We start from the raw sequence: 24,838 nt of genomic DNA on the forward strand, positions 1-24,838 counted from the left end.
TTTCAATTAGACGTGATTACAATGCGAGGTACTAAGCGCAGAGAAATAGGTTTAGGGCCTAAGGCCGGCCCCGGCGTTTCGCCGGAGCTTGAGAAAGAAAGTCCGGCAACACCGAGCCAAGAAATCCGAGTTCGACCACCAGCGCGCTGCGAGTGGAAAGACGAAGGCCGCCGAGATGGTTAGCGAAATGGGCAGCGAGTTCGCCGCCGCCCCAGCACACGGTAGGCGCCAGGTCGATGGGGATGTCGTCCGGCAGCTTGGCCTGGGTCGGGGCAGAGAAGAGTTCGCGGAGTTCGACCTTTTGGATGGCGAAGTAGACGCTGACGTCGACGATCGGGATACCCATTGCATTGAGGTAGGTGGGTAGATCGGGGTGATTATCCGGATGGAGATGATCGTGGAGGTGGCGCGGCGGCCCCCCTTGAATCTCACTGAAGGCACCGGCGAGATCCGGCTCGCGAACGTGGCTGACGAGGAAGACAGCCTCGGACTGATTCACGCCGAGGTTTTGGAGGTCCAGCGCGACGCCAAGGCAAAAGACATCGAAAGTAGTGAACTGAGCTTCGTTGCCTTTGCCGGTGGGTTGATCAGCGGAAAATGCTCGATGGCTCGGGTTGATCTTTCCGGCGCGGTCGATCTCAAGAAGGCGCTTGATCCGGGTGCGGAAGCGTGGCGGCGCTTGGAGCGCGGCACCTCTGTGACGCATGGCGCGCCACAAGGCCCATTCGCATTGACTGCGTTGGAAAGCCTGAGATGAGGTCATGCCTTAGTTTAGGGGTGCTCTACTCTTTATACAACCTCAAAAGGGGTTACATAAAGAGTAGTAAAATATTTGAAATGGAGACTGACAATCGAAATTATATGTACGTTTCTATTCACTATTAGCGTATATATAACTACGTCGATCAAATCGATCATGCTCTCATCTAAGGCGATGGTGACCACTGAAACCGGTCTGATCGGCATGATTGGTGGCCATGATGAAGAAAACTATGAAAAAGAACCCGAACACCAACCTCACCGTGACCCGCCGTCAGCTTGACCGCCGTCTTGATCAGGCGCTCATCCGGACCCTGGCGCCGCCGCGCGACGGATGGATCAGGACGATCCGACTCTCGCTCGGCATGCGGATTGTCGACCTCGCCCGCAAAATCGGCGTTTCCGAGGGCAATGTCCGCCAGGCAGAGCGTTCGGAAATCCAGGACTCCATCACCCTCCGCAAACTTCGAACAATGGCTGAGGCGATGGACTGCGACCTCGTCTACGGATTTGTCCCGCGAGAAAGCCTCGAGGCCAGCGTCGCCCACCAAATTGCGCGGCGCGCGCAACGGGATGCACATCGAACGGCGCAGACCATGAGCCTGGAGAAGCAGGATCTTGAGAAGCAAGCCCTGCAACACTTGGTTGATGACTTAGAACGCGGCTATCAGGTTCACCCACCTAGCGACCTGTGGCGTGAGTGATCCTTTCAACACCGAGGACGGCCAGACGCCGCTCACCGCGGATGACCGCCTCGGGTTGATTCCCGGTCATATCCAGACCCGCGGTGAACTTGACGAACTCGAAGGGGCGAACATCAACACAGCTCGGCGCTGGATCGCCGGTCGACGATCGATCAATGCGCTATCAGTCGACCAGATGCGTGAGGTACATCGGCAAATGTTCGATCAGGTCTGGACCTGGGCAGGGGAGTTCACCCAAGAAGCAGATCGGGGTCTAGGACTCCCGACCCACGACATTCCGAGCGCGCTTCAGATGCTCGTCGACGACATTGCTTACCAACTTGAACACGCAAACCCCGAATCCGCTGAGCTCCTCGCCAACTACCACCACCGGCTCACCTACATCCATCCGTTTCCAAACGGGAATGGCCGTTGGGCCCGGCTCATGACTGACCTGTTGGGGCGGCGGATTGATGCCCCCACTATTGAGTGGGGCGGAAGGCAAGCGGATGATGATCTTCATCAGGTTGGCGCTCAAATGCGCGAGGCCTACATCGCTGCGCTCAGAGTCGCAGACGGTCACGATCTGGATCCGCTGATCAACCTAATACGAGATCGGTCAGCAGCCTCTTAGAGCCAGCTCATTTACGGCGCCGGGACTTTTCCAAGAGCCGCGCCGGCTCGACCTTCAGGGCCTTGGCCAGGATCGCAACGATTATCACGGTCGGGTTGCGGACGCCGCGTTCGATGCCGCTTACATAGGTCCGGTGCAGGTCGGCCTCAAAGGCAAGGTCCTCCTGAGTGAGGCCCAGTTCGGTGCGCAAAGCGCGCACGTTTTGGCCCAGTTGCCGCCGGATATCCATGGCCACAGGAGGCCGTCCGTGTAGACAAATCGTCTACAGACGATGAGTCACATTTGGCTGGACTTCGGGCCCAACGGACGCAAAGGTCGGGGCATGAGCGAACTTGAACCCATTGCGCCCGCCGCCATCCGCTACATCAAGTTGGGTGAGGGCGGTGCCTGGGAGACAGCCAGCCTCGACCACGGCGAAATCCATTTCGGCTATAGCGAGGTGCCACACGAGCCGGCGCAAGCCGGCGACTGGGACGCCGTGAGACAGGCCTGCATCACCGCTTATCAGGCCAAACGGCCGGGCGACTATGTCCGCGAGATTCGAGAGTTCTACGAACTCGGGCCCGACGCGTTGTGGATCACCTTTGCCCGGGGGCACCTATGGTGGGCCTTCGCTGAGCCCGAGGTGCATTGGCTTGGCGGGGAAGGGAAGACGCAAGGGTATCGGATGCGCAAGACAAAGGGTCCTTGGCGCAAGACCGATGTTGCCGGCCAGCCCCTGATCGCGGCCCAGCTCAGCACACGGCTTACCAAGACGGCCGCCTATCGCCGCTCGATTTGCCGCATCGAAGTGGAGGGCTACCTGCTTCGCCACATCAACGCTGAGCCTGATCCCCTGATCGAGGAGGCGGCGCGGGCCCGGCAAGATCTCGTCGAGATTGCCGACCGCATGATCCGAACCCTTCACTGGGCGGACTTTGAAGTCGTGGTCGACCTGATATTTGCCCGCAGCGGCTGGCAGCGGGTTTCGGCAGTCGGTGGCAGCACGCAAAAAGATACCGACCTGATCGTCGAGCAGCCGACTACCGGCGAGCGGGCGTTTGTTCAGGTGAAATCGAGTGCCGATCAGAGGGTCCTAGACGACTACATCAACCGCTTTACCGCGGATGGGACGATGGAGCGCCTGTTCTTCGTGTGTCACTCGCCGAAGACGGCATTCGTGACAGGTGGCGCGCCGTCGGTCCACGTTTGGGCCGGGAAGTCCCTCGCAGAAATGGTCGTTGGAACCGGCCTATTCGACTGGGTCGTTGACCGGGTGAGTTAGTCGACGTGCCGGCCCTACTTGTTCCTGTTGACGTTGTCTCGTTTGGAGTTATCGGGATTATCCCGAACGTACTTGCGCCCGCCGATCTTCACGACGTGATTGCCCGGGTGGTCACCTGCCTCAACTTCCTTAACGGGCTGGGTGCGCGGAACGTTCTTCCTGTTACCTATGTCATAGTTTTCGTTGCGTCCGCCAGGGCCGTCGTTCTTCCCTACGATCTTGCCCATGTGACCTTCCTTCTTATTTGCTGATCAATCCGATTGTACCGTTCGTTTGCGAAACGTCTGAACCATCTCGTCGGAGACATCCTGACGGTAACAAAGAGGCGCGTGGCCGCCAGGTTTGCTGTAGGCGCTTCGCTTGCCACAGCGACTCCCATTACGAGTCCGATTGAAAGGGCACGCGCAGGTTCCTGGATACTGCCTAATCGACTCCGAGATCATTCGTTCGCGAACCTGATCATTGCTGAACTGTCCTTGCTGGGCATCTGCCGACGCAGACGCCAAGAGTCCAACAGCTAGGGTTGCGACAGCGAGCAATCTCATTGTCATTGGCTCAATCTTGGGTTTAATGCACTTAGGATGCAATGCTTCAGATTGAGCTGAGCGAGGGGAATGATGTCGAAAATTTCGGGAGCTGTTCTAGTAAGCCCTGGGCGGGCGATGATCTTTGCGCCTTCATTTCATCCAGCCATCTAATGTCCACACTGTCCGCAGCGTGGAAACGTTGCCGTCAAATCTCTAAGGCGATTTACACTGCGATTGAGGCTGTCGATCGAACGGTAAACTCGTTTGCTCGAAAGGTGATTCGGGCCTTGATTGATCCTGTCTTGTTCTTTGGGTCGTTGTTCTTCGTTTTGCTTTCAATGACGACATTCGTCGATCCAAGTCAGATTGAGCAGAATTCCCGTCCAGAGGGAACAACGCTCGCGAACCTCTCAATCTCAGTTGTTTTGATGCTGTTGGCTTACCTGGCCCTTGGGGTGAGTTTGTTCCGGGAGAAGCGACATATCTTCCGGGTCTGTTGGGCAGCCTTCTTTGTTCTGTTTTTGCACCCCGTTTTCTTCTCATTTGTTTTCCGTGAAAGAGGATGTCTTCCTGGCTTCTCGTCAGTCGAAGATAACATCCTCGCGGTGTATGCGATCTGGACAGGGTCGGGACCAGATATTCAAGATGTGGAGGGGCCTTGTCGCGCTATTTTGGTCTCTGGCTCTTTGAGCGGATACGTAGGTCTGGCCATATTGTTTGCGATCTTTATTAGCCTCTTCGAAAGGTATCGCACTCGTACGCGTCCTCCTGGGGACGGCGTTTCTTAGAGTGGTTTTGAACCGCACGCGTTGTCGCATAATTACCGTTCTGGAAGGCAGGTTTGTTTTCGTGCGAGCGCGGCAGTGCTTGGCCAGGCCGACAGAGATGTCGATTCGAGGTGAAGATGAGGTTGGATATCCACTGGTAGACCAGGGTCACCTTCTATTTAAGTGAAGCAAGAGTGAATTCGGAACGAGACTTATGCCGACCTTGATCGCTTACCTCGGTGCCGCCGCTGCGGAGATTGCGGGCTCCTTCGCTTTCTAGGCGTGGTTGAGCCTCGACCGCTCAATCTGGTGGGTGTTGCCTGGTATTGCCTCGCTAGCACTGTTCGCCTACTTGCTAACACTGGTTGATAGCGCTGCCGCTGGCCGCGCATACGCCGCCTACGGCGGCGTCTATATTGCCAGTTCTCTTACTTGGCTCGGGGTGGTCGAGGGGGTTCGGCCGGATCGGTAGGATGTGGCCGGCGCAATCATTTGTCTCTTCGGCGCAGCCTTGATCATCGCCGGTCCAAGGTCATCAGCGGCCGGCTAGGCTTCATCTTTGTAGCGCCGTTTGTGCCCTAAAGGGTGTTGCGAAGTGATGCGCTAGCTACATTCACCCGTTCTTGGACGTCGAGGCTCACTGCCACAGGGCTTGCATGACCTAGTATTTCTGTTATTCATGAAATATGGAAAAAGATATCTCCGCACGTCTTTCGACGCTGGGCCATCCGGACCGATTGGCCACCTTTAGGCTGCTAATGAGGCGTTATCCTGACCGGGTGCCCGCAGGAGAGCTGAGTGAGGCGCTGGGACTGAAGGCGTCCACAATGTCGGCCCACCTCTCAGCCCTGATGAAGGCAAAGTTGGTCAGCCAGACGCGGGTTGCCACCTCGTTGCGCTACGCCATCGACATGGAGGAGGCGCGGCGCACCTTTGACTACCTCCTTCTCGACTGTTGTCGGGGTAGGCCCGAAGTCTGTTCGCCGGTTTCTCTGCTCTCGCCTTCAACCGGGCCATCCGACGGTAAATACAAGATCCTCTTTGTCTGCACAGGTAACTCCGCCCGGTCGATCTTTGCCGAATCGATCCTCCGCAAAGAGGCGGGCGATCGTTTCGAGGCTTGTTCGGCTGGTACGCAACCAACCTCCGAACTGAACCCATTTGCGTTGGAGGTCCTCAAGCAGGCGGGGCACGACACCTCGGTCTTGCGCTCCAAGAATGTTGCTGAATTCCAACACCCAGATACGCCCAAGTTCGATTTTGTCTTCACGGTCTGCAACAAGGCTGCGAACGAAGAATGTCCCGCGTGGGCCGGTCAGCCTATCAGTGCGCACTGGGGTTTGCCCGACCCTGTCCAATCTGAAGGATCCGACGCCGAGAAGGCTTTGGCATTCCGGGATGCCCACGATGCGCTCCGCAACCGCATAACTGCATTCACCACGTTGCCAATTGCATCACTTGACCGCATCTCTCTCCAGAAGGCCGTGGACCAAATCGGTAGTGCCGGCGTCGGAGCGCCAGCGTGACTACGTATGCATTGAACGGCCTCGGGCGTATGGGAAAGCTCGTCCTCAAACCGCTTCTGGAGCGCGGGGCGAAGATTGCTTGGATAAACGATGCGGTCGGCGATCCGTCAATGCAAGCGCACCTCCTTGAGTTCGATACCGTCCACGGCCGCTGGGACGCTGATTTTGGTCACGATGAAAAGTCCGTCACTATCAATGGCACGCGATTGCCATTCGTGGGCGCGAAGGACTTGGGGGCCTTGCCTCTCGATGGTGTGGACGTGGTCATCGATTGCACCGGGGCGTTCAAGTCAGAAGCGAAGCTCGCGCCGTATTTTGAGACGGTCAAGAAGGTCGTCGTTTCCGCGCCGGTCAAGGACGGGCCGACCGTCAATATCGTCTATGGGATCAATCACGATACCTACGATCCCGCGCGACACCACATCGTGACGGCGGCGAGCTGCACGACGAACTGCCTCGCGCCCATCGTCAAGGTGATCCATGAAGGTATTGGCATTCGTCACGGTTCGATCACCACGATCCACGATGTCACCAATACGCAGACTATCGTGGACCGACCCGCGAAGGACTTGCGTCGGGCGCGCTCGGCGCTGAACTCCCTGATTCCGACGACGACGGGCAGTGCCACGGCGATTACGTTGATCTATCCAGAATTGAAGGGGCGCCTCAACGGCCATGCCATTAGGGTGCCGCTTCTCAATGCGTCGATTACCGATTGCGTGTTTGAGGTCGAACGCGCGACAACGGTCGAAGAGGTCAATGCATTGTTCAAGGCTGCGGCCATTGGTCCGTTGTCGGGCATCCTTGGCTACGAGGAACGTCCCCTCGTTTCGGCCGACTACACCAACGATACCCGGTCGAGCGTGGTAGACGCGCCCTCGACCATGGTCGTCAATGGCACCCAAGTGAAGGTCTACGCTTGGTACGACAACGAGATGGGCTACGCGCACCGTCTGGCGGATGTTGCACTAATGGTGGGAGTCTCGATTTGAGCGCTACGACCGGACGCCCTGAAGGGCTGTCCGCCTACGTCGCCGTAACTGCGGCTTATTGGGCGTTCATGCTGACCGACGGCGCGCTGCGCATGTTGGTGCTCCTGCACTTTCACACATTGGGGTTCACTCCGGTGCAATTGGCCTACCTCTTCGTCCTTTATGAGGTAGCCGGCATGGCGACGAACCTTTCAGCGGGGTGGGTTGCCGCCCGCTTCGGACTGGCGCCGACGCTTTATGTTGGGCTTGGACTTCAGGTGTTCGCCTTAGTGGCCCTCACTCAACTCGACCCGACATGGTCGCTTGCCCTCTCAGTCTCGTTCGTCATGGTTGTTCAGGGAGTGAGCGGTGTGGCCAAGGACCTTGCAAAGATGTCCTCAAAGTCGGCCGTAAAGCTACTCGCTCCAAAGGATGGCGTCGGACTCTTTCGCTGGGTGGCCCTCCTGACCGGTTCTAAGAATGCTGTGAAGGGTGTCGGCTTCTTTCTCGGCGCGGCGCTGTTGTCGGCGCTCGGCTTTGTCTCGGCGGTCCTCGGCATGGCTGGGGTTTTGGCGGTAATCCTTGTCGCTGTTCTTGTGTTGACGCCACCTGGCCTTCCGAGGGGCCGTAGAAGCGCGAAATTTTCCGAGGTTTTTTCGAGGTCTGCCAACATCAATTGGCTGTCCGCGGCACGGATATTCCTCTTTGGTGCGCGAGACGTGTGGTTCGTGGTCGGGGTTCCAATCTACTTCTATGCGGTTCTCTCTGACGGTAGCCAGGAAAGCAACCGGTCGGCGTTCCTCATCGTCGGCATGTTCATGGCCATCTGGATCATTCTCTATGGTCTGGTGCAGGCGGTTGCGCCGCGACTCTTGCACGCCGCAAATAGGCCCGACGCCAACCTGATCGGCGCGGCCCGGACATGGGCCATGCTGTTGCTAGCCGTCCCCATTGCCTTGACACTCGCCGCTATTGCCTCTCCCGAGCCCCAGCTCTGGTTTACAGTTGCCTTAGTCGTTGGCCTCTTGGTTTTTGGCGCGGTCTTCGCAGTGAATTCCTCTCTCCACTCGTACCTGATTCTCGCCTTCGCGAAGAGTGAGCGGGTCACGATGGATGTTGGGTTCTACTATATGGCGAATGCAGGCGGCCGCCTCCTTGGAACGGTGCTTTCAGGACTCACCTACCAAGTAGGCGGGCTTGCGTTGATGCTTGGAACTGCGGCGGCCATGATCGCCGCCTCGGCACTCGCCGCGGGGCGGTTAACACCCGACAAGGTCGAACTCGGCTGCGCATGAGGACTTCCGAGTTGCCCGGCTTGCCGCCCTGGGCGCGGGCTGGACGGCGCGGCGTGAGTTTGCCTATGGGTCGCCGCGAGCCCAATCTGGCTTTGAGCGGCTGAATGCATGGCTCAGGCCCTGTATTGCGGCGAAGTCGAGTCCAGGTGACAATGCACTCTTGCCCAGTGTCGTTCACTCGCCGGGACCTTTAGGTCATTGGTTAGGATGAGTACTTTGCGGCGGCCGTCACGCTCGATTGCATCGAAAGAGACCCAGATGGTATTCGCTCTTCAGCGCAATTAACTAGCCCGCGATTCGCTGAGGAATGCGCGTGAAAAACGGAGGCTCACCCTTGTCGGCGTGCATTGGCGCGACAACGGTCGATTAACGCCGGCTTTGTCGTCTCCAGAGCCCATAGCCGGTTACCCCGAGAAAAATCGCCAGCGCCGGAAACAAAACGTAATCGAGCCAACCGAGCCAGGCCGAGAGACCCACCGCGCCGAGCACGATGACGAGTACCGGCGTGAAGCAGCAGATTGCGGCGATCACGCTTCCAATAATCCCGGTCCTCAGAATGTTCCGGTCTTTCATGTAGAAACTTGCTCAATCGAGCCGCGTTCATCCTGAGTTAGAGTAGATGTCATTGGCAGCACCCTTGGTTCCTAGCTGCCTCTTGGTAAACCCTGTAGGGCATACAGCATCAAGCGATTCATGAAGAAACACCGACCGTTCCCGACTTTGTGACTCAAGGCCACTTAGCTCGGGTTGGCCGATGACTGCATGAGGCTGTGAACAATTGGGCATTCTGGGACCACCCCTGCATCGCAACGTCCGGCGAGTTCTTTCAGGACGCGCTCCATCTTGCGGAGGTCCACGATCCTTTTGCGTATATCAACGACATGGTTGAGGGTAATCGCCTTCACTTGTTCACATGAGTCGTTTTCACGATCGGCCAGCAAGAGAAGCTCGCGGACTTGATCCAGACTGAACCCAAGCTCCCGGCTTCGCAGGACAAACGTAAGACGCGCCGCGGCTGGGTCGTCGTAGAGGCGATGCCCGCCACTTGATCGTCGCGGCTCGGGGAGCAGCCCGATCTTCTCGTAATAGCGAATTGTCTCGATGTTGCAGCTGGTGCGCCGCGCGAGTTGGCCGCGCGTTAGTGGCGCTCCCGAAGTCTTGACGGTGGTCATGGCAGCATCCTGTTGTGCCTGTAGTCACTACAGCATCTAGATCGCTTGAGTGCTTTTCAATAGGGGAACGCGATGCTGCGCAATAGCGACGGATAGGTTTGGCGCTCAGTTACGGGCGCTGGCGAGACGACTGAGAACAAGGAGCTGTAAGAAAGCTGCGACCGCCGCGGCCAGGAAAACAGCCTGCATTGAGACAAATTCGATCAAGGCCGCACCGCCGAGCGGCAGTAAGGCGGCCGGTGACGCCATGACATTGAAATAGGCTGCGTACGCAGGACGACGGTCATCCGGTGAGATTTCCATGAGGTAGCCGAGATAGCCGATGGTGGTTCCGTTGATAAGCGCACCGATCACGACAAATAGAGCTGCGAACGCCAGAAGGCCCAAGTCAGCGTCAAGCGCTATGAAGACGAGTACCACCACCGGCGGAACCAGTCGTACGATTGCGACGCCAACCAGCAAGCGAAGCTTGCCGTAGGCATCGCCGATCCGACCCCACAATGCGTTTGAGCTGAGTGCTCCGGCAGTCTGCGCGCCGAGAATGACGGCAACGTCGGCGCTGCCGACACCGAAGTCGATCGCCGCAACGATGTAAAACGGGAGCGCCATTAGCGTCGCGCCGCCGAGCCACTGGGAATAGAGAAACAAGCGGAAGCGGGAATCGACCCGCAACACGTGCCACCCACCACTGAGAAACTCCCGCAGGCTTTGTGCTGGCACGCCTGGACGATGCAAAATCGGCGGCTCGCCAGCTGAAACGAACAAGCTGGACGACAGCACCATCAGAACGGCCGCGAGAACGAAGATGACGGCGTAAGCCGGTAGGAGCGGCAGATCGTCCAGGAGCGCATCAATAGCGACGGCAACAAGAAGTGCCATCGCGCCGCCGCCAAAAAAACGCCATGCCAGCATTCGGCTGCGACGGTTGGAGGGAATGGACCGGCCCACGATGTCGTTGTAGGGCACGGCGACAATGCCGCTGACGAATGCGTAGGCGGTCCAGAGTGCGAGAAACACGGCGGTGAGTACGGGCGTCGGGAGCTCGCCACCGAACCAGAAGATCGCGCCGAGGAGCGCAAGACAGCCAGCCCTCCCGTAGGCGCCAAACACGTAGTACGGCATTCGCCGCGTGGCTCGTTGGGCGAGGAACCCAACGACGATTTGTGGCAAAAGCCAGCCCAATCTAAGAACGGCGCTAGCGGCGCCTACCGCGAAGACGCTGCCGGTTAGGTGAAAGACCAAGCTGGCCACGACGGTCGCAGAGTCAACGGCCGAAGAGCCTGCCTGAAAGGTCGCTCCGGCACCCGCGATCTTCCAGAACGACGATCGGCTCTCTCTGGGCTTGTCTATGGCGATAGCTGGCGGCCCTCGAAAATTGGTTCCTTTGATGGCACCGCCATCGTGATCAAAAGTAATGGAGGCACCGCGCGCATTGTCGCAAACATTTCTGCGCTTGCGTTAACGAGGGCCTTCCCGAAGTCGTGATATCAGCCGTGGCGATCGCCCTTGATCCTGTAGTTACTACAGACCTTAGATTGCCATGCCATGGGATCGCAACGCTGCATCAGGACCCGGCCTTGGCCGGGCATTGAGTCCCCTCCTCCCGGTCGGCGTTTTTCTCGCCGTGGGTCGAGTGGGGGCTCTCCAAGCAAGTGCTGCTCATGCGGCATAGGCCTGAACGCATGATTGGCAATCTTCTTTTCGCCTATATCGCAGGCGCTGTTGCAACGGCCAACCCCTGCGGCTTTGCCTTGCTCCCGGCGTTCATTGCCCGTCGTCTCTCTGCCGCCGATGCCGATTCTGGGCCGGTTCTTCGCGCTCTTGCCGTCGGTGGGATCACGACGCTCGGGTTCGTGTTGCTGTTTGGCGTCGTCGGCGGTGCGGTAGCCGCCGGTCTTCGAGGACTGGGGGCACTGCTCCCGGCGGTCGGCTTTGCCATCGGCGCAGCACTGGTTGTACTGGGCGTTGCCTCGTTGGCCGGTCGGCGGGTCGCCCTGCCGCTGCCTGGCTTTGTGTCCCGAGGTCCGACTGACGGTTTGGCAGGCGACTTCGTGTTTGGCCTCGGGTATGGCGCAGCGTCGCTGGGCTGCACGTTGCCGATCTTTCTTGCCGTCGCTGGTACGGCGCTAACCGAGTCGGTCGGACTCGGTGCCGTTAACTTTATCGCGTACGGCTTAGGCATGGGCACCGTGCTCTCTGCGCTCGCGGTGACCACGGCACTCGCACGTTCCGGGCTCGCCCAGACGATTGCGAGCGTGCTGCCATATATGTCCCGCATCAGTGGCACGATCCTGGTTCTGGCCGGTCTCTACGTGTCGTTCTATTGGCTGGCCGCACTAGGCGTCGGGCCGCCAAACCTGATTTTTATTGGCGATCAAGTCGCGGCCAAGGCCCGCGTATTAACGACCAGCCCCACACTCCTTGCCATCGTCGTTGTTGCGCTTGGGGTGGCCGGTGTTTGGTCGGCCGCTAGAAAGCGTCGGCCAGGGGCGTCCGGAAAAACCGCCTCACCAAAATCGAGCGAAACTGAAAAGGCTCTCCGATGAACATTTCGCCTGGAACTATCAACGCTGCCGAAGCGAAGACGTATGACCTCGCCGTAATCGGCGCTGGCTCGGCCGGCTTTTCCGCTGCCATTGGCGCCGCCGAGCTAGGAGCCCAGGTAGCGCTCATCGGGCACGGCACGATCGGTGGTACGTGCGTCAACATCGGATGCGTCCCATCAAAGACGCTGATCCGCGCCGCTGACGCGTTACACGCCTCTAGGGCGGCCAGCCGGTTTGACGGTATTCGGGGTGGCGCGACGCTCGACAACTGGCAGTCGTTACTCGCCCAAAAAGACGAACTCGTGGCGACCTTACGTTCATCCAAATATGCCAATCTCCTCAGCGAATACGATGCCATTCACTATCTGGAAGGCGAGGCAAACTTCACAAAGGAGGGCGTCTTCGTTGACGGCAACCTGCTCAGGTCCCCGCGGACGATCATTGCGACCGGCGCTGCGCCAACGATTCCGTCCATTCCTGGGCTTGAGTCCGTTCGCTACCTTACAAGTACTGAGGCCCTGGAATTGTCGACTCTGCCCACGTCCCTGGTGGTCATCGGGGCAGGATATATTGGGCTCGAACTCGCGCAGATGTTCAGGCGCTTTGGTGTCGAGGTCACCGTCGTATGCCGTTCGCGCCTGTTGCCGGCAGCCGAGCCAGAAATAAGCCAGGCGCTGGAGGCCTACCTCGTTGATGAGGGAATACGGGTCGTTAAAGGCGTCAGCTATCGCCGCGCCGAAGCCACATCGGACGGCGCACGGCTGATTGTCGAAACGGAAGGCGACGAAATGGCGTTGGAAGGCCAGCACTTGCTTGTCGCGACCGGGCGCCAACCGAATTCAGCCAACTTAGGCCTCGATGCTGCTGAAATCCGGGTCGGTGAGAACGGTGGGATCATAGTGGACGAGCATCTCCAGACATCGAACCCAAACACCTACGCTGTGGGCGATGTCACGGGACGTGACATGTACGTCTACATGGCAGCCTACGGTGGCAGGCGTGCCGCCGAGAATGCGTTAAACGACGCGGGTCACCGTTACGATTCGCGCGCGATGCCCGCCGTAACGTTCACCGACCCGCAGGTTGCGTCCGTTGGCCTCACTGAACGCACCGCGAAGGACCTCGGCCACCCCGTTAAAACGACCGTCCTGCCGATGGACGCCGTTCCACGTGCGCTGGCCGCCCGCGACACGCGCGGATTAGTAAAACTCGTGGCTAACAGCGAAACGGATATTCTCCTCGGCGCCCACATTCTTGCACCGGAGGCAGGGGACAGTATTCAGACCGCGGCGGTCGCGATCGCTCAGAACATGACCGCAAAGGCCTTGTCTGAGATGATCTTTCCTTACCTCACGTCGGTCGAATCTTTGAAACTCGCTGCGCAGACCTTCGAGAAAGATATCTCGAAGCTCTCCTGTTGTGCCGGTTAGCGGGGACGCTGGCGCGAACGAAGAAGACTTGCCGCGGAGTCGGCACGGGAAAAAACGAGCGCGTAACCGATTACGATACCCTCGACGCTGTGGTTGCTGCGCTGCTGGCGGAAGTCTGACCCACTGCTTCGTCGACCGGCGGAACCGACGTCTGAGGGAATTCGGACTTACTCCGTCAGCCACTCTTGTTCAGACGGTACCGTCTCGGGCGAACCGATAGAACATGAAATCCTGATGCGCGCCCGACGGGGTGGTGTGATCTTCCGACCCCGAGCCTTCTAGCCGAAGGAGATCGTCGAAGACCTTTGCGACGTCGTCCTCGCCGTATCGCACGACCGGCAGGCCGCTGCATCTCTCCGGACCGTCCGGACCAAACGTGGCTATCACGACATGGCCGTCCGATGCCAAACCGTTTGCGAGCGTTTTTCGGTAGGCCATGCGGTCGGCTTCGTCGGTGAGGAAGTGAAAGACCGCTCGATCATGCCATAGCGCGTAGCGCCGGCGGGGCATCCATTCCGTAACATCAGCGACGATCCAATCGACCGAGTCCTGGAAACGGCCCAAGCGTTCCTGGGCAAGGGCCACGGCGCGCTTCGATATGTCGAGGACGGTGGTGTCGGCATAACCCTGGTCGATGAGGGCGTCGATCAGTCGCGAAGCGCCACCCCCGACATCAATGAAAGGCGCGGCCTTGTTGATTCCAATCTGTGCGATCAGCTAGGCTTCGGTTCTCTGCCCTGGCTCGGCGGGCGCCACGTGTTCCACTGGGAGCCCCATCTGGTTCCACGCCTCCATCCCGCCGCGCAGCACGGCTAGCTAGCGTCCGCCTGCATTCTTCAAGATTTCGGCAGCCTTGGCCGACCGCTTAAAGGTGCGGCAGGCAAAGATCAGCGATCCGGATCCTTGCGACAACGCCTCGATATGCCGGTCAATCTCGTCGAACGGGATGTTTTCGGCTTGGGGAATATGGCCGAGCGGTCCTATGAAGTCGTCGTGGCCGCGGACATCGAGGACGGCTACCTCACCTTGGTTTAGCCGGTCGCGCCATGTGGCCAAGTCGATCCATTCGATTCTGCCGGTCTCAGGCCTTGACCACGAACTGACCCATCATGCCAGCATCCTCGTGTTCCAGGATGTGGCAATGGTACATGTAGGGACTATCCGGGTCGCTGTAGTCGGTGAAGCTGAGAAGCAGGCGCACGCGCTCGCTCGGTGCCACAACGACCGTGTCCTTCAGGCCCATCTCGCCTGGTGCTGGCGGTGCACCATTGCGGTCGAGTACGCGGAACTGCACGTCATGAATGTGGAAGGGATGGGACATCATTGAGGCGTTCTCGATTTGCCATATCTCCGAGGTGCCGACGCGCACGGCCTCGTCGATACGGTTCATATCCATCGCTTTGCCATTTATTGTGAAGGATCCGCCACCCATCATCATGCCGCCCATGCCCATTTGCAGGACAAAGCGGCGTGTGCCCACCGCCCGGTAAGGGTCGGGACGGCCCAAGTTGACGAGACGGTCGGGCAGCCGGGCCGATTTACTACGCTGCGCGCCGGGTCTGATGTCGAGAACATCAAATGACAGGTCGTCGCCCATCATTCGCTCCATCATCCCGCCCATCATGCCACCACCACCCATCATGCCGGTATTGGGCGCCGCGAGGGTGCGCAGCAGGGCAGGCCGGCCATCGTCTAAGTCAACGATGATTTGCGTCCGCTCAGCGGGGGCGAGTGTGATGCGCGACGTTTCAAAGGGACGCTCCAACAGGCCGCCGTCCGTGCCGATTTGCTGGAACGTCCGTCCGTCTGCGAATCCGACGGTGTGGGACCGGGCGTTGGAGCCATTGAGTATGCGCAATCGCAATTTGCTGGTGCGGGCCTCGAAATAGGGGCGCACCGTGCCATTGACCAGCAGGACATTCCCCCGCACACCCATCATCACACTGGGCATAGAGGTGCTGTATAGCAGCGAACCGTCGTTGCCGAAGGCCCGGTCCTGCAAGACCAGCGGAATGTCGTCCACGCCATAGTCGCTCGGCAGATCAAGGCGCGCGGTTTCGTCGTCGTCCACGTAGATGAGGCCGGCAAGGCCGTGATAGACCTGTGGGCCGGTGCGCGGGACCATGTGCGAGTGGTACCAGAACATGGCCGCGCGCTGCTTCACGACAAATTGCGGCGACCAGGTCTCTCCGTCCCGGATGACCTGATGGGGCCCGCCGTCTGCGCGGGCGGGCAAGTGAAACCCGTGCCAATGGATGGTGCTGGGCTCGCCAATCCGGTTCGTGACGTTCATGCGCACAAGCTCGCCCGCGCGCATTTTCAAGGTCGGCCCTAGGTAAGCGCCGTTGATGCCAAGCGTTGGGGTCTCTACACCGGTGAAGAATTGGGAAACTCCCTTTTGTAGGCCAAGCGCATAGGTTCGCACCCCATCGCGCACCTCGCCGGCAATGACCTGTGGAATTGCCAAGGGTTTGGGAGATGCGGCAAATGCCGCGGGACCAAACAACCAGCGCCGCGCATCGCGGCCTGATAATACTCCGGCTGTGGCCAGACCGGCGCCACCGAGCATCAACCCGGTCAGTGCGGCTCTACGCGAAATCATTCCACATCCAATTAAGTCGATAGGCCACAGTTGTCTCCTTCCGCTGCTGAATGAGCAAGTCTCCACTGATTGCTGACGCATTTCCGGTGAGTGCTTCGCGCCCCGGGGGAGCCCCGCCGGGTGTAGGCGAATGCGCCGGGCCACACTTTGTTCATGGCTCACGACTCGACGGTTGTTCACTTTCAAGAGCCGCGATCGCTTCGGCACGGCCATATGGGATAAGAAGCAAAGTCACGCCGCAGAATATGAAAGTGTCTGCCAGGTTGAAGGTCGGCCAGTGGTAACGACCAGCATAGAGGTCCAGGAAATCTGTCACCGCGCCATCGCCGAGACGGTCCACAACGTTGCCCAGTGCGCCGCCAATGATAGCGGCGAATCCTGCCGTATGTACCAGACTGTTTGATCGCCAAAGCGCGACTGAAAGGAGAATGACGATCACGAGCGCGAACGCCGCCAGCACATAGGGTGCGTGCGGGCTTTCTGAATCAAAGAGTCCGAAGCTCACACCGCGGTTATAGCCAAGAGTGATATTGAAAGAAGGCATTACCGGGATCAGGCGCGTTACATGCGTCTCGACAAACCATTTCGAAACCAGATCAATGACGAAAGTCGAAAACATGATCGCAGCTGCAAGAGAAAGCCGCATTGTCGTTCACCCTAAGAAGCAAAGGCATGGCAGGAAAATCTTGAGCGGATCGCGATTGAGGCTCATGAAGTGGCAATCTGCCGCCATCTACTATCTCCGGCTTTCCGCCTCTCGTTGGTATTGAAGGATGCGCTCGCCCCATGTGCTCTTGATATACGTAAGGGCTGCCCAAATTTCATCATCGGTCAGGATATCCTTGAAAACCGGCATGTCCGTTTTGTAGTCCGGCCCGACGATGTCCTGGACCCCGTTCTTGGTAATCCGAAAAAGATCAACATCTCGGTGATGCCATGTATGACCGCTGTCGTCGTGAGGCGGTGCTGGCAAGCGGCCGTCGGCTCCCCGTTTGCGCCAATCAGGCTGGCCCTCCAACTCCACCCCATGGCAACTCGCGCAGTTGTTCTGGTAGACCTGTTTCCCGAACACGATCTGAGCCTGATCATGTAGGTTCACCCCGCTAGTCTCGGTTTCGATGCCACTCGGTCGAAATACAATGAAGAGTGACACCAGAGCGACCGCCAAGACGCCACCTGAAACACCGAGAACGAGCGTCCGATGCCGTTCTTCTCTCACATTCTATTCCTCGTTTGGCGTCAGCGGCGCCCAAGTGACGCCGCCATCGTCCGTCTGGACAATTGAGGGACGGTTGGTCGTCCTGTCCGACGCAATGGCGAAGAGTTTGTCGGGGTTGGTTGGATGCTCGGCCAGGTGAAGCAGATAGCGCGCGCCCAAGCCTGGATTTAGGGTTGCCCAGCCTCGCTCTCGTTCGGCGGAACGGATAAAGCCCTGTCCAATCACGTAGGCATAGACCACGCCGCCGGCCGTAGTATGGATCAACGTGGTGGGCGCGCCGTCCGCGTAGCTTGGCCGCCAATTCCGTCCCCCATCGCCGCTGCGCAGAATGCCGGTTTGGGTTGCGGCATACAGCGAGTTGGTCCGAACAGAAGATGCCGTCAGGTCAATGAGGCCCTCAGGCGCGTTGCCAACGCGCCGCCATGTTTGGCCGCCATCGCTGGATTGTTGGATACCTCCAAACACGCCAAACATTACGTTGGGGTCAGCGGGGCTGACAGTCAGCTGGTGAAAATCGACCGGGCCACCTACGCCGTCTGAAAGCTTTTCCCAGGTCCGACCGCCGTCTCGCGAGGCAATCAGACCAAGGTTTCCACCGCCGACCGGATGTCCGCTGGCGAGAAAAACGGAGCGGTCCGTTGGGTGGGACGCGAACCCCATGAAGTCGTCTCGGGTGCGCGACAGGCGCTCGGCGTTTCCACTCCCGTGCACGGTGTAAACGCCATGGTGCGTCGCCAGCAGGAGGCGATCTGGATTGTCGGGATCGACGCCGAGGCCGTGAAAATGTGTGGTCTTGGCAAGCTCCGACACCGTCGTCCGCGTAGATTGAGCCTGCGATTCACCGGGAAGCACTCCGATTGCCGACAGGGCGATCGATGCGAAGAGTCCGAGGTAGAACGGTCTTCTCCACACTTCACCGTGAGAATGCAGCGGCCACCGCCCCTTCCTACGGGCGCCCCTCACCGGGAACCGTCCGGGGTGTGCGAGGTTGGAAAGAAGATGTATTTGGCCAGCGCAACAATCCCAAAGACAACGAGGACGGTGAGCAAAAGGCCGATCAGGCCCATGAGCCACATATCGCCGCCTCCCATCATTCCGTTCATCATGGCTTAAACCCTCCACCAAGGAGGTCTGTCGGACAAATTCGGTGACGCCGATCTGTTTGAATGGAGACCATCAAAGTAACTCCTGGACGCATTAACTGAATGGATGAATGGAAAGGGATTTTTTGCACGCCATGCTGGCAGGGCCCGTTAGGGCCTGCCGTGCTTGGCCACTCACCGTCTAGCTCGCGGAGTCGCTAGACTCGTGTGGTGGCGGCGCGGTCTATTTGAAGTGGTCGAGGGGGATAGGGGTCGGGAGCGTGCGACCAAACGAACGCCCGCGAGAGGGACGCAAGGTAGGGTGCCATCACCCTGCCGGCGAACGTGTCGACCAACAGCGGCAAAGTGGCGTTAGTGGTCGCGCAGAACGCTTCGCACCAGGACGCTTCCGGGCAGCCCTCATCTGTGCCGCCACAAGAGCCACACTCGGCGGCACTCGTGAAGGCAGCGTTCGCGCAGAAAGAAACCGCAGGGTCGGCCGCTTGGCTGGACGGGACAATCGCACCGAAAAGCAACCAGACTCCTAAAAGTCCAGCTAATAGACGTGTCGTGGTGGGCGCCCTCATGCCAGGAAGATACCAGTCAATCGAGGGACAGGAAAAGGATACTTAACTGACCACGGCCGCGCCAAATTGCCACATCGCTACCAAGGACCATTGAGACCAAGATCGATCATACATCGCTGAACTTCACGGGCCTGTGATAATGCCATCGCGATATAACACTTCCGCAGTTGCTGTTGCGATTCTGTGTTCAGCGCTCGCGGTGCCGCTGACGGCGGCGGCTCACTCCCTCGAAGATGTCGAGCAGCAGCAGCTGCGGCGGGAGCCGTACGTCGAAATCGTCAACCGGCCAGCGCCTGCGTTTGTGTTTGAAGACTCAACCGGCCGCGAAGTGTCGCTGGCGGATTTCAAAGGCAAAGTTGTCATCCTGTATTTCATCTATGCGACGTGCCCCGATGTCTGTCCGCTCAATACCCAGAAAGTTGTAGAGATACAGGAACGCGTCAACCTGACGCCTATGCTCGATCAAGTGCAGTTCATTGCGATCACCACCGATCCAGCGAACGACACGCCTGAGGTGCTAGAACAGTACATGACGGATCACGCTGTGGATCGCCGCAACTATATCTTTCTGACTAGTGGCGCAGATCGGGCGGAGGCGACGCGGGAATTGGCAGAGCAGTACCGACTTGCGTTCACACTTGCGGACGACGGGTATCAGGTGCATGGGGCGGTCACCAACGTGATCGATCGCGAGGGTAATCTCAGAGCGCGCTACCACGGTCTGGACTTCAACACGACCAACGTCGTGTTGTTCGTCAACGCCTTGATCAACGACCTCGATGCGCATCCCGTTTCGGCCTCGACGGCGAGGGCGCCGGTTACAGTTACAGCGGGTCGGCCGGGACCGGCGAGCAATTCGACACAAGCTCTCGTTGGGATTGCAGGACTCCTTATTGTTGCAGGTTTGGCAGCGTTAATGTTTTGGCGTTTGCGCAGCCGCCGGAAGTTGCGCACGTGAGGCCGTGCTTAGTCAGCCCGCTCCCTTCGGCATGGCGTCGCGAAGGGAATGCGTTGCTGGGACATGCGTTACCGATGGTTGTTTTAGCCGTAATTGTGGTGCTCGCCCCGAATGGGACGCTCGCCCATGGCAGGGATCATCCGAGGGATATTCGAAGCGCCCGCAGCCAGTTCGTGCACTTTAAGCCGTTGCGAACGGCTGCGGCGGTCCCGATCCTTGCGCCGGACGGGCGTGTTCACGACCTCAGTTTCTTTCGCGGCAAGGTGGTCTTGCTGAATTTCTGGGCAACTTGGTGTGCGCCCTGCATTGAAGAACTTCCCGCACTAGACCGCTTGCAGGAGCGGCTCGGTGACGATGCTTTCGAGATCGTCGCGCCGTCGATCGATGAGGATGATATCGCCGTGCCCGCTTCCTTTGTAACGCGCCTAGGACTGAAGGACCTGAACGTCTACCAAGATTCGACTGGCGAGGCGCAGAATGCATTTCCTCTGTACGGGCTTCCGGTTTCCTACTTGATCGACCACGAGGGCTTGGTGCTGGGTTATGTCGTCGGCGTCGTAAAGTGGGATTCGAGGACGGCCGTCAAATTTTTGCGGCACTATCTCCCGTAAATCGTCAATCACATAAGACGTCCAGGCGAGTTTCTTTCGAGGACTCACTGTGCCGCCGAGATCACACGCGCTCGCTGTGCCGTCCTTTCGGGCTACTCAGTGGTCAGTCGTTTAGGTCACCATTGTTTGATCCGATGTTGCTTAATCGACACGTACGGATGGCCCTAGTGTGGAGTAGCCGACCTGGGGCAATGAGGGACAGAGATATGATGGCGCGCTCGATTACGCTTAGTCTTGTGATTCTTTTGGTGATGGGCATCGAAGGTTCCGCATTCGCGAACCCTGACCAGTGGCGATCCGAGTGGTCGAGAACCAATTTCGACAAGTCGTCGGTACCGTTTGAGGAGATCTTTTCCGGGGGGCCACCGAAGGACGGAATCCCAGCGATCGACGATCCCGTCTTCGCCCCCGTTTCCGAGGTTACGGACCTCGCCGATACGGAGCCTGTGATCAGCGTCAATATCGGGGGCGACTGGAGGGCTTACCCGCTGCAAGTCCTGATGTGGCACGAGATCGTCAACGATACGGTTGGCGGTACTCCCGTGGCGATCACGTTCTGCCCGCTATGCAATAGCTCAATCGTGTTCGACCGCCGGGTCGACGATCAGATTCTCGATTTTGGGACGACCGGAAAATTGCGGTTTTCCGACCTCGTCATGTACGACCGTCAGACCGAGAGCTGGTGGCAGCAGTTTCTCGGCGAGGCCGTTGTTGGCGACATGACGGGAAAGCGCCTCAAGATCATTCCCAATCGAGTTGAATCGATTGCCAAGTTCCGTGAGCGCGCACCGGCAGGCGCCAAGGTTTTGGTGCCGAGCAACCAGCGCGCTCGCGCCTACGGCCGCAATCCCTATGCAGGATACGATTCGCGCGACAGACCCTATCCATTTTTCAATGGTGAGTTGCCAAGCGAAGTTGCCCCTCTTGCAAGAGTGATCACGATTGACAGAAGCGGCTCGGGAGTGAGGGAGGCGTGGGCTCTCGACCTGTTGCGAGAGAAGGGTCGTGTCGAGACAGACGACGGTTTTGTAATCACCTGGGAGCCTGGACAGAATTCTGCCATGGATGCCGGCGTGATCTCACAAGGGGTGGACATCGGCAATGTCGTCGTGCAGCGGCGCGAGTCAGACGGGACCCTGGTCGACTGGCCCTATGGGGTTGATTTTGCGTTCGCCTATAAGGCGTTCTTCCCGGATCAGTCAATCAAACAGTGAACGAAGGTGCTGAATATCTCGCTTGCCACGACCGCATTGACCGGCGTGCTCTGTATAGGAATCCCACTGGGTTTGGCGCCACACTGGTGAATTGGATTGGCGGCGGAGTCGCCTTCCTCCCAGCGATGTTTCTCGCATCGTTGCTACTGACTATTTTTTGCCTCGTTCGTCATTGGTCGCGGTAGGCCGAGGATGATCCGGAAGTACCCGATTGTCAGTGTTCTAGTCGTGAGCGCGGTCGTGGGTGTGATCGTGGCCGTCCTGTGGCCGGGGATGAAGGAGAGGGGCGCTGTTCCTCCGATCACGGGTCAGGTGCAGAACTTTATTCTTGCGCAGGCGCCCGGCCCGGGACCGGAGACAGCGTGGCGTGATGCCGACGGCGGATCCGTCAGTCTTGCGGACTTTCGCGGCCAAGTCGTGATGCTCAATTTTTGGGCTACCTGGTGCGCGCCCTGCATTCGCGAGTTGCCTTCGATTGATCGTCTTCAAGCCGAACTTGCCGGTGAAGACTTCACGGTGGTCGCGGTCAATATCGATCGGGGAGGCGTGGCTGTCGCCGCTCCGTTTTCTGAGCGCCTGGGTCTGAGGAATCTCGAAGTGTATGTTGACGCCGAAAGCACCTTCGCACGCGCGGTCCGCGTCAACGTGATGCCCACGACTATCGTATACGATCGGTCGGGCCTAGAGGTCGGACGGCTGGCGGGCGCTGCCGAATGGGATTCGCCGGAAGCATTTGCGCTTCTGCGTTGGTTCATTCAGGACCAAAGTTAGCTGTTGCAATGAGGTCTCTCTTTCTCCTACGCGCCCGGGCGATAGCGCCGCTGCGTACTTTCGGATGGCACCGCCTACGGGCATGGGCGCTAGCAACCTTGTTCGTTATGCCGGGTATTCTAGCGCTTGCGCAGACGGCCCATTCCGAACCGGGCACGAGCGATTGGATCGACTACGGGCAGGGCCAGATTCGCCTCGTCTCCGCGACAACTGGCGTGGTCGGAGAGGACTTGCTACTCGGGCTCCAGTACAAGATCGCGCCAGGTTGGGAGATCTATTGGCGTAGCCCAGGCGAAGCAGGCTTGCCGACCACGATTGATTGGCAAGGTTCAACCAACCTTGACACCACCACAATCCAGTGGCCGCTGCCGGGCCGGTTCAAGATCTTCGGTATCGACACCTTTGGCTACAAGAACGAGGTCGTCCTTCCGATTCCCGCGCGAGTCGTCGAACCGGGCGGTCCAACGGATATTCGCGCGGCGGTGAACTTCCAAACCTGCAAGGAACAATGTGTCCTGCACGATGTGGTCCTGAATCTCACTCTTCCGCCAGGCGGCGAACCTTCGAACCTGACTTCATTGATCAATCGCTACAAGGCCAGGGTCCCAACCCAAGAGGTCGGTTTCGGCCTCGCTGTCGAACGAGTCGAGATCGTCGAGGTCAGCGGCGGCCAGCTGGTACAGGTGGTGGCGACCTCTGCGGTGCCGTTTGCGGAACCGGACGTCCTCGTCGAGGGACCTAGGGACTATCGGTTTCTTCCGCCCAAGGTGCGAATCACCGATAACGGGACTCGCGCTGTGCTTCAGGTGCCGATCGAGCTGTCATTGCTTGGAAGCGAAGAGACAAAGCCGCCATTGGTGGGAACTGATCTTGTCTTGACCCTTGTCGACGGCGGCCGGGCGGTTGAGCAGGGGCTTGTGGCCACCGCGGGTCAGCCCGAGAACGTTTCTTTTCTTCCGCTGTTCGTTGTTCTTGGGCTTGCCCTACTTGGTGGCTTGATCCTCAACATCATGCCTTGCGTGCTGCCGGTTCTCTCAATCAAGCTGCTCGGTGTAGTTAAGCATGGGGGCGGTGAGAGTCGTCCGGTTCGCAGAAGTTTTCTGGCTTCCGCCGCCGGTATCTTGTTTGCCTTTGTCGTCCTGGCAACTTTTCTCGTCGGTCTTCAATCGGCAGGAATAGCCGTTGGCTGGGGCATTCAATTTCAGCAGCCGCTGTTCATTGTTGCTATGACGCTGCTCATCACGTTGTTCGCCTCCAACATGTGGGGCTTCTTCGACGTTGTCTTGCCACCGCGTCTGCTCGCGCTTGCCAACAGACTCCCAGGCGGAGGAACCGCGCGCAGCGAAGGGCTCGCCGGGTCGTTCGGGACAGGCGTCTTCGCAACCATCATGGCGACGCCTTGTTCGGCACCCTTCCTGGGAACTGCTATTGGCTTTGCGCTGACCCGCGGGACGGTGGAAACCTACCTCATCTTTGCAGCCCTTGGTGCTGGTATGGCCGTGCCTTATCTCCTGGTTGCTGCCGTTCCCGTGCTCGCAACCAAATTACCAAAACCAGGTGCCTGGATGGTGACCGTAAGGCGTATCCTCGGCCTCGCGCTGGCCGGGACCGCCGCGTGGTTGCTGTCGATCCTCGGTGGTCAACTTGGCGCCCCGACTGCCGTTATGGTTGGCGGCCTTATGCTCGCGACGGTCGCGGCCCTATGGGCCAGGAGACGGTACCCGGTACATGTGGTCCGGCGCCTCACGCCTGCGGCTGTGCTGGCACTCGGTATAACGGCAATGCTAGGCCCGCAGTGGGTGGATGCACGGATCGAGATGGCCGAAAGCGCACCCGTCGCCACTTGGCAGGCATTTGAGCCAGAGTTGATTCCAGGGCTTGTGGCAAGCGGCAAGGTCGTGTTCGTCGATGTCACGGCAGACTGGTGCGTGACTTGTCTCGTTAACAAGAAACTTGTGCTTGATCGTGGCCAGGCGGCGAGGCTCTTGAACCATCCGGACATGATCGCCATGCAGGGTGATTGGACCAACCCGGACGAACGCATTACCAACTTCCTCGCGACGTTCAACCGTTTCGGCATTCCCTTCAATGCCGTCTATGGGCCAGATGCCCCAAATGGACTAGTGCTTCCTGAATTGCTCAACGAAGCGCGGGTGCTCAAAACCGTTCGCAGGGCGGCTGGCCGTGACTTGCTGGCCGAAAATATTGCAACGCGGTGAG

27 protein-coding genes and 1 pseudogene are annotated in these 24,838 nt (G+C 58.9%); 15 read left to right on the plus strand and 13 right to left on the minus strand.

The window, feature by feature from the left end; genetic code table 11:
* Window positions 1-58: 58 nt before the first annotated feature.
* A complete protein-coding gene (locus RID42_17945) occupies window positions 59-706 on the minus strand; it encodes a hypothetical protein (GenBank protein MEQ8249561.1) in 648 nt (215 codons plus the stop codon).
* Window positions 707-992: 286 nt separating this feature from the next.
* Between RID42_17945 and RID42_17950 the strand changes: the two genes are divergently transcribed.
* Window positions 993-1,463: a mobile mystery protein A gene (locus tag RID42_17950; GenBank protein ID MEQ8249562.1), complete on the plus strand. Its 471-nt coding sequence runs from the start codon at window positions 993-995 to the stop codon at window positions 1,461-1,463.
* The gene (locus RID42_17955; protein ID MEQ8249563.1) at window positions 1,456-2,076 is read left to right on the plus strand and encodes a mobile mystery protein B; all 621 of its coding nucleotides are present in this window, start codon (window positions 1,456-1,458) and stop codon (window positions 2,074-2,076) included. Before RID42_17950 ends, RID42_17955 begins: the two co-directional genes overlap by 8 nt.
* A 7-nt stretch (window positions 2,077-2,083) precedes the next feature.
* On the opposite strand, the gene RID42_17960 is transcribed toward RID42_17955, so the two are convergent.
* Window positions 2,084-2,305 carry a helix-turn-helix transcriptional regulator gene (locus tag RID42_17960; protein MEQ8249564.1) on the minus strand — a complete coding sequence of 74 codons (222 nt, stop codon included), beginning with the start codon at window positions 2,303-2,305 and terminating at the stop codon, window positions 2,084-2,086.
* Window positions 2,306-2,398: 93 nt separating this feature from the next.
* Between RID42_17960 and RID42_17965 the strand changes: the two genes are divergently transcribed.
* The gene (locus RID42_17965; protein MEQ8249565.1) at window positions 2,399-3,340 is read left to right on the plus strand and encodes a restriction endonuclease; all 942 of its coding nucleotides are present in this window, start codon (window positions 2,399-2,401) and stop codon (window positions 3,338-3,340) included.
* A 14-nt stretch (window positions 3,341-3,354) separates the two neighbouring features.
* On the opposite strand, the gene RID42_17970 is transcribed toward RID42_17965, so the two are convergent.
* A complete protein-coding gene (locus RID42_17970; protein ID MEQ8249566.1) occupies window positions 3,355-3,567 on the minus strand; it encodes a DUF3892 domain-containing protein in 213 nt (70 codons plus the stop codon).
* Window positions 3,568-3,926: 359 nt separating this feature from the next.
* Between RID42_17970 and RID42_17975 the strand changes: the two genes are divergently transcribed.
* From RID42_17975 to arsJ, 5 genes and pseudogenes are all read left to right on the plus strand, one after another.
* Complete coding sequence (locus RID42_17975; GenBank protein ID MEQ8249567.1) at window positions 3,927-4,655, plus strand: hypothetical protein; 729 nt, start codon at window positions 3,927-3,929, stop codon at window positions 4,653-4,655.
* A 193-nt stretch (window positions 4,656-4,848) separates the two neighbouring features.
* Window positions 4,849-5,184 (plus strand): annotated as a pseudogene (locus RID42_17980) (YnfA family protein).
* 136 nt (window positions 5,185-5,320) lie between these two features.
* Complete coding sequence (locus tag RID42_17985; protein ID MEQ8249568.1) at window positions 5,321-6,160, plus strand: helix-turn-helix domain-containing protein; 840 nt, start codon at window positions 5,321-5,323, stop codon at window positions 6,158-6,160.
* Window positions 6,157-7,152: an ArsJ-associated glyceraldehyde-3-phosphate dehydrogenase gene (locus tag RID42_17990; protein ID MEQ8249569.1), complete on the plus strand. Its 996-nt coding sequence runs from the start codon at window positions 6,157-6,159 to the stop codon at window positions 7,150-7,152. Before RID42_17985 ends, RID42_17990 begins: the two co-directional genes overlap by 4 nt.
* The gene (arsJ, locus tag RID42_17995) at window positions 7,149-8,426 is read left to right on the plus strand and encodes an organoarsenical effux MFS transporter ArsJ (protein ID MEQ8249570.1); all 1,278 of its coding nucleotides are present in this window, start codon (window positions 7,149-7,151) and stop codon (window positions 8,424-8,426) included. The genes RID42_17990 and arsJ overlap by 4 nt, the downstream gene beginning before the upstream one ends.
* A gap of 366 nt (window positions 8,427-8,792) precedes the next feature.
* Here arsJ and merF read toward each other — a convergent pair whose 3' ends face one another.
* From merF to RID42_18010, 3 genes are all read right to left on the minus strand, one after another.
* Window positions 8,793-8,999 carry a mercury resistance system transport protein MerF gene (merF, locus tag RID42_18000; GenBank protein MEQ8249571.1) on the minus strand — a complete coding sequence of 69 codons (207 nt, stop codon included), beginning with the start codon at window positions 8,997-8,999 and terminating at the stop codon, window positions 8,793-8,795.
* 164 nt (window positions 9,000-9,163) lie between these two features.
* Window positions 9,164-9,598, minus strand: a complete 435-nt coding sequence (locus tag RID42_18005; GenBank protein ID MEQ8249572.1) for a helix-turn-helix domain-containing protein — start codon at window positions 9,596-9,598, stop codon at window positions 9,164-9,166.
* Between the two features lie 105 nt (window positions 9,599-9,703).
* On the minus strand, window positions 9,704-10,720 hold the full coding sequence (locus RID42_18010; GenBank protein MEQ8249573.1) for an MFS transporter: 1,017 nt from the start codon (window positions 10,718-10,720) through the stop codon (window positions 9,704-9,706).
* 560 nt (window positions 10,721-11,280) lie between these two features.
* On the opposite strand from RID42_18010, the gene RID42_18015 reads away from it, so the two are divergent.
* A complete protein-coding gene (locus tag RID42_18015) occupies window positions 11,281-12,144 on the plus strand; it encodes a cytochrome c biogenesis protein CcdA (protein ID MEQ8249574.1) in 864 nt (287 codons plus the stop codon).
* Window positions 12,141-13,574, plus strand: a complete 1,434-nt coding sequence (merA, locus tag RID42_18020; protein MEQ8249575.1) for a mercury(II) reductase — start codon at window positions 12,141-12,143, stop codon at window positions 13,572-13,574. The genes RID42_18015 and merA overlap by 4 nt, the downstream gene beginning before the upstream one ends.
* A 189-nt stretch (window positions 13,575-13,763) precedes the next feature.
* Here merA and RID42_18025 read toward each other — a convergent pair whose 3' ends face one another.
* From RID42_18025 to RID42_18055, 7 genes are all read right to left on the minus strand, one after another.
* Window positions 13,764-14,291 (minus strand): class I SAM-dependent methyltransferase, encoded by a 528-nt coding sequence (locus tag RID42_18025; protein ID MEQ8249576.1) that lies wholly within the window; start codon window positions 14,289-14,291, stop codon window positions 13,764-13,766.
* Window positions 14,292-14,390: 99 nt separating this feature from the next.
* The gene (locus RID42_18030) at window positions 14,391-14,630 is read right to left on the minus strand and encodes a rhodanese-like domain-containing protein (protein ID MEQ8249577.1); all 240 of its coding nucleotides are present in this window, start codon (window positions 14,628-14,630) and stop codon (window positions 14,391-14,393) included.
* 25 nt (window positions 14,631-14,655) lie between these two features.
* Window positions 14,656-16,176 carry a multicopper oxidase domain-containing protein gene (locus tag RID42_18035; GenBank protein MEQ8249578.1) on the minus strand — a complete coding sequence of 507 codons (1,521 nt, stop codon included), beginning with the start codon at window positions 16,174-16,176 and terminating at the stop codon, window positions 14,656-14,658.
* 151 nt (window positions 16,177-16,327) lie between these two features.
* Window positions 16,328-16,822: a signal peptidase II gene (gene lspA, locus RID42_18040; GenBank protein MEQ8249579.1), complete on the minus strand. Its 495-nt coding sequence runs from the start codon at window positions 16,820-16,822 to the stop codon at window positions 16,328-16,330.
* Between the two features lie 90 nt (window positions 16,823-16,912).
* Window positions 16,913-17,296 (minus strand): cytochrome c, encoded by a 384-nt coding sequence (locus RID42_18045; GenBank protein MEQ8249580.1) that lies wholly within the window; start codon window positions 17,294-17,296, stop codon window positions 16,913-16,915.
* Between the two features lie 102 nt (window positions 17,297-17,398).
* Window positions 17,399-18,205: an exo-alpha-sialidase gene (locus RID42_18050; protein MEQ8249581.1), complete on the minus strand. Its 807-nt coding sequence runs from the start codon at window positions 18,203-18,205 to the stop codon at window positions 17,399-17,401.
* Between the two features lie 149 nt (window positions 18,206-18,354).
* Complete coding sequence (locus tag RID42_18055) at window positions 18,355-18,501, minus strand: hypothetical protein (protein ID MEQ8249582.1); 147 nt, start codon at window positions 18,499-18,501, stop codon at window positions 18,355-18,357.
* 702 nt (window positions 18,502-19,203) lie between these two features.
* On the opposite strand from RID42_18055, the gene RID42_18060 reads away from it, so the two are divergent.
* From RID42_18060 to RID42_18080, 5 genes are all read left to right on the plus strand, one after another.
* Window positions 19,204-20,022 (plus strand): SCO family protein, encoded by an 819-nt coding sequence (locus RID42_18060; protein ID MEQ8249583.1) that lies wholly within the window; start codon window positions 19,204-19,206, stop codon window positions 20,020-20,022.
* Between the two features lie 74 nt (window positions 20,023-20,096).
* The gene (locus RID42_18065) at window positions 20,097-20,633 is read left to right on the plus strand and encodes a TlpA disulfide reductase family protein (protein MEQ8249584.1); all 537 of its coding nucleotides are present in this window, start codon (window positions 20,097-20,099) and stop codon (window positions 20,631-20,633) included.
* Window positions 20,634-20,839: 206 nt separating this feature from the next.
* Window positions 20,840-21,847 (plus strand): DUF3179 domain-containing protein, encoded by a 1,008-nt coding sequence (locus tag RID42_18070; protein ID MEQ8249585.1) that lies wholly within the window; start codon window positions 20,840-20,842, stop codon window positions 21,845-21,847.
* Window positions 21,848-22,039: 192 nt separating this feature from the next.
* Entirely contained in the window at window positions 22,040-22,618 is a 579-nt protein-coding gene (locus RID42_18075) for a TlpA disulfide reductase family protein (protein ID MEQ8249586.1), read from the plus strand.
* Between the two features lie 107 nt (window positions 22,619-22,725).
* Window positions 22,726-24,837, plus strand: coding sequence for a protein-disulfide reductase DsbD family protein (locus tag RID42_18080; protein MEQ8249587.1), 2,112 nt, complete (start codon window positions 22,726-22,728; stop codon window positions 24,835-24,837).
* Window position 24,838: the final 1 nt, after the last annotated feature.

The sequence above is a fragment of the Alphaproteobacteria bacterium genome, assembly GCA_040216735.1.
Lineage (GTDB): Bacteria > Pseudomonadota > Alphaproteobacteria > SHVP01 > SHVP01 > CALJDF01.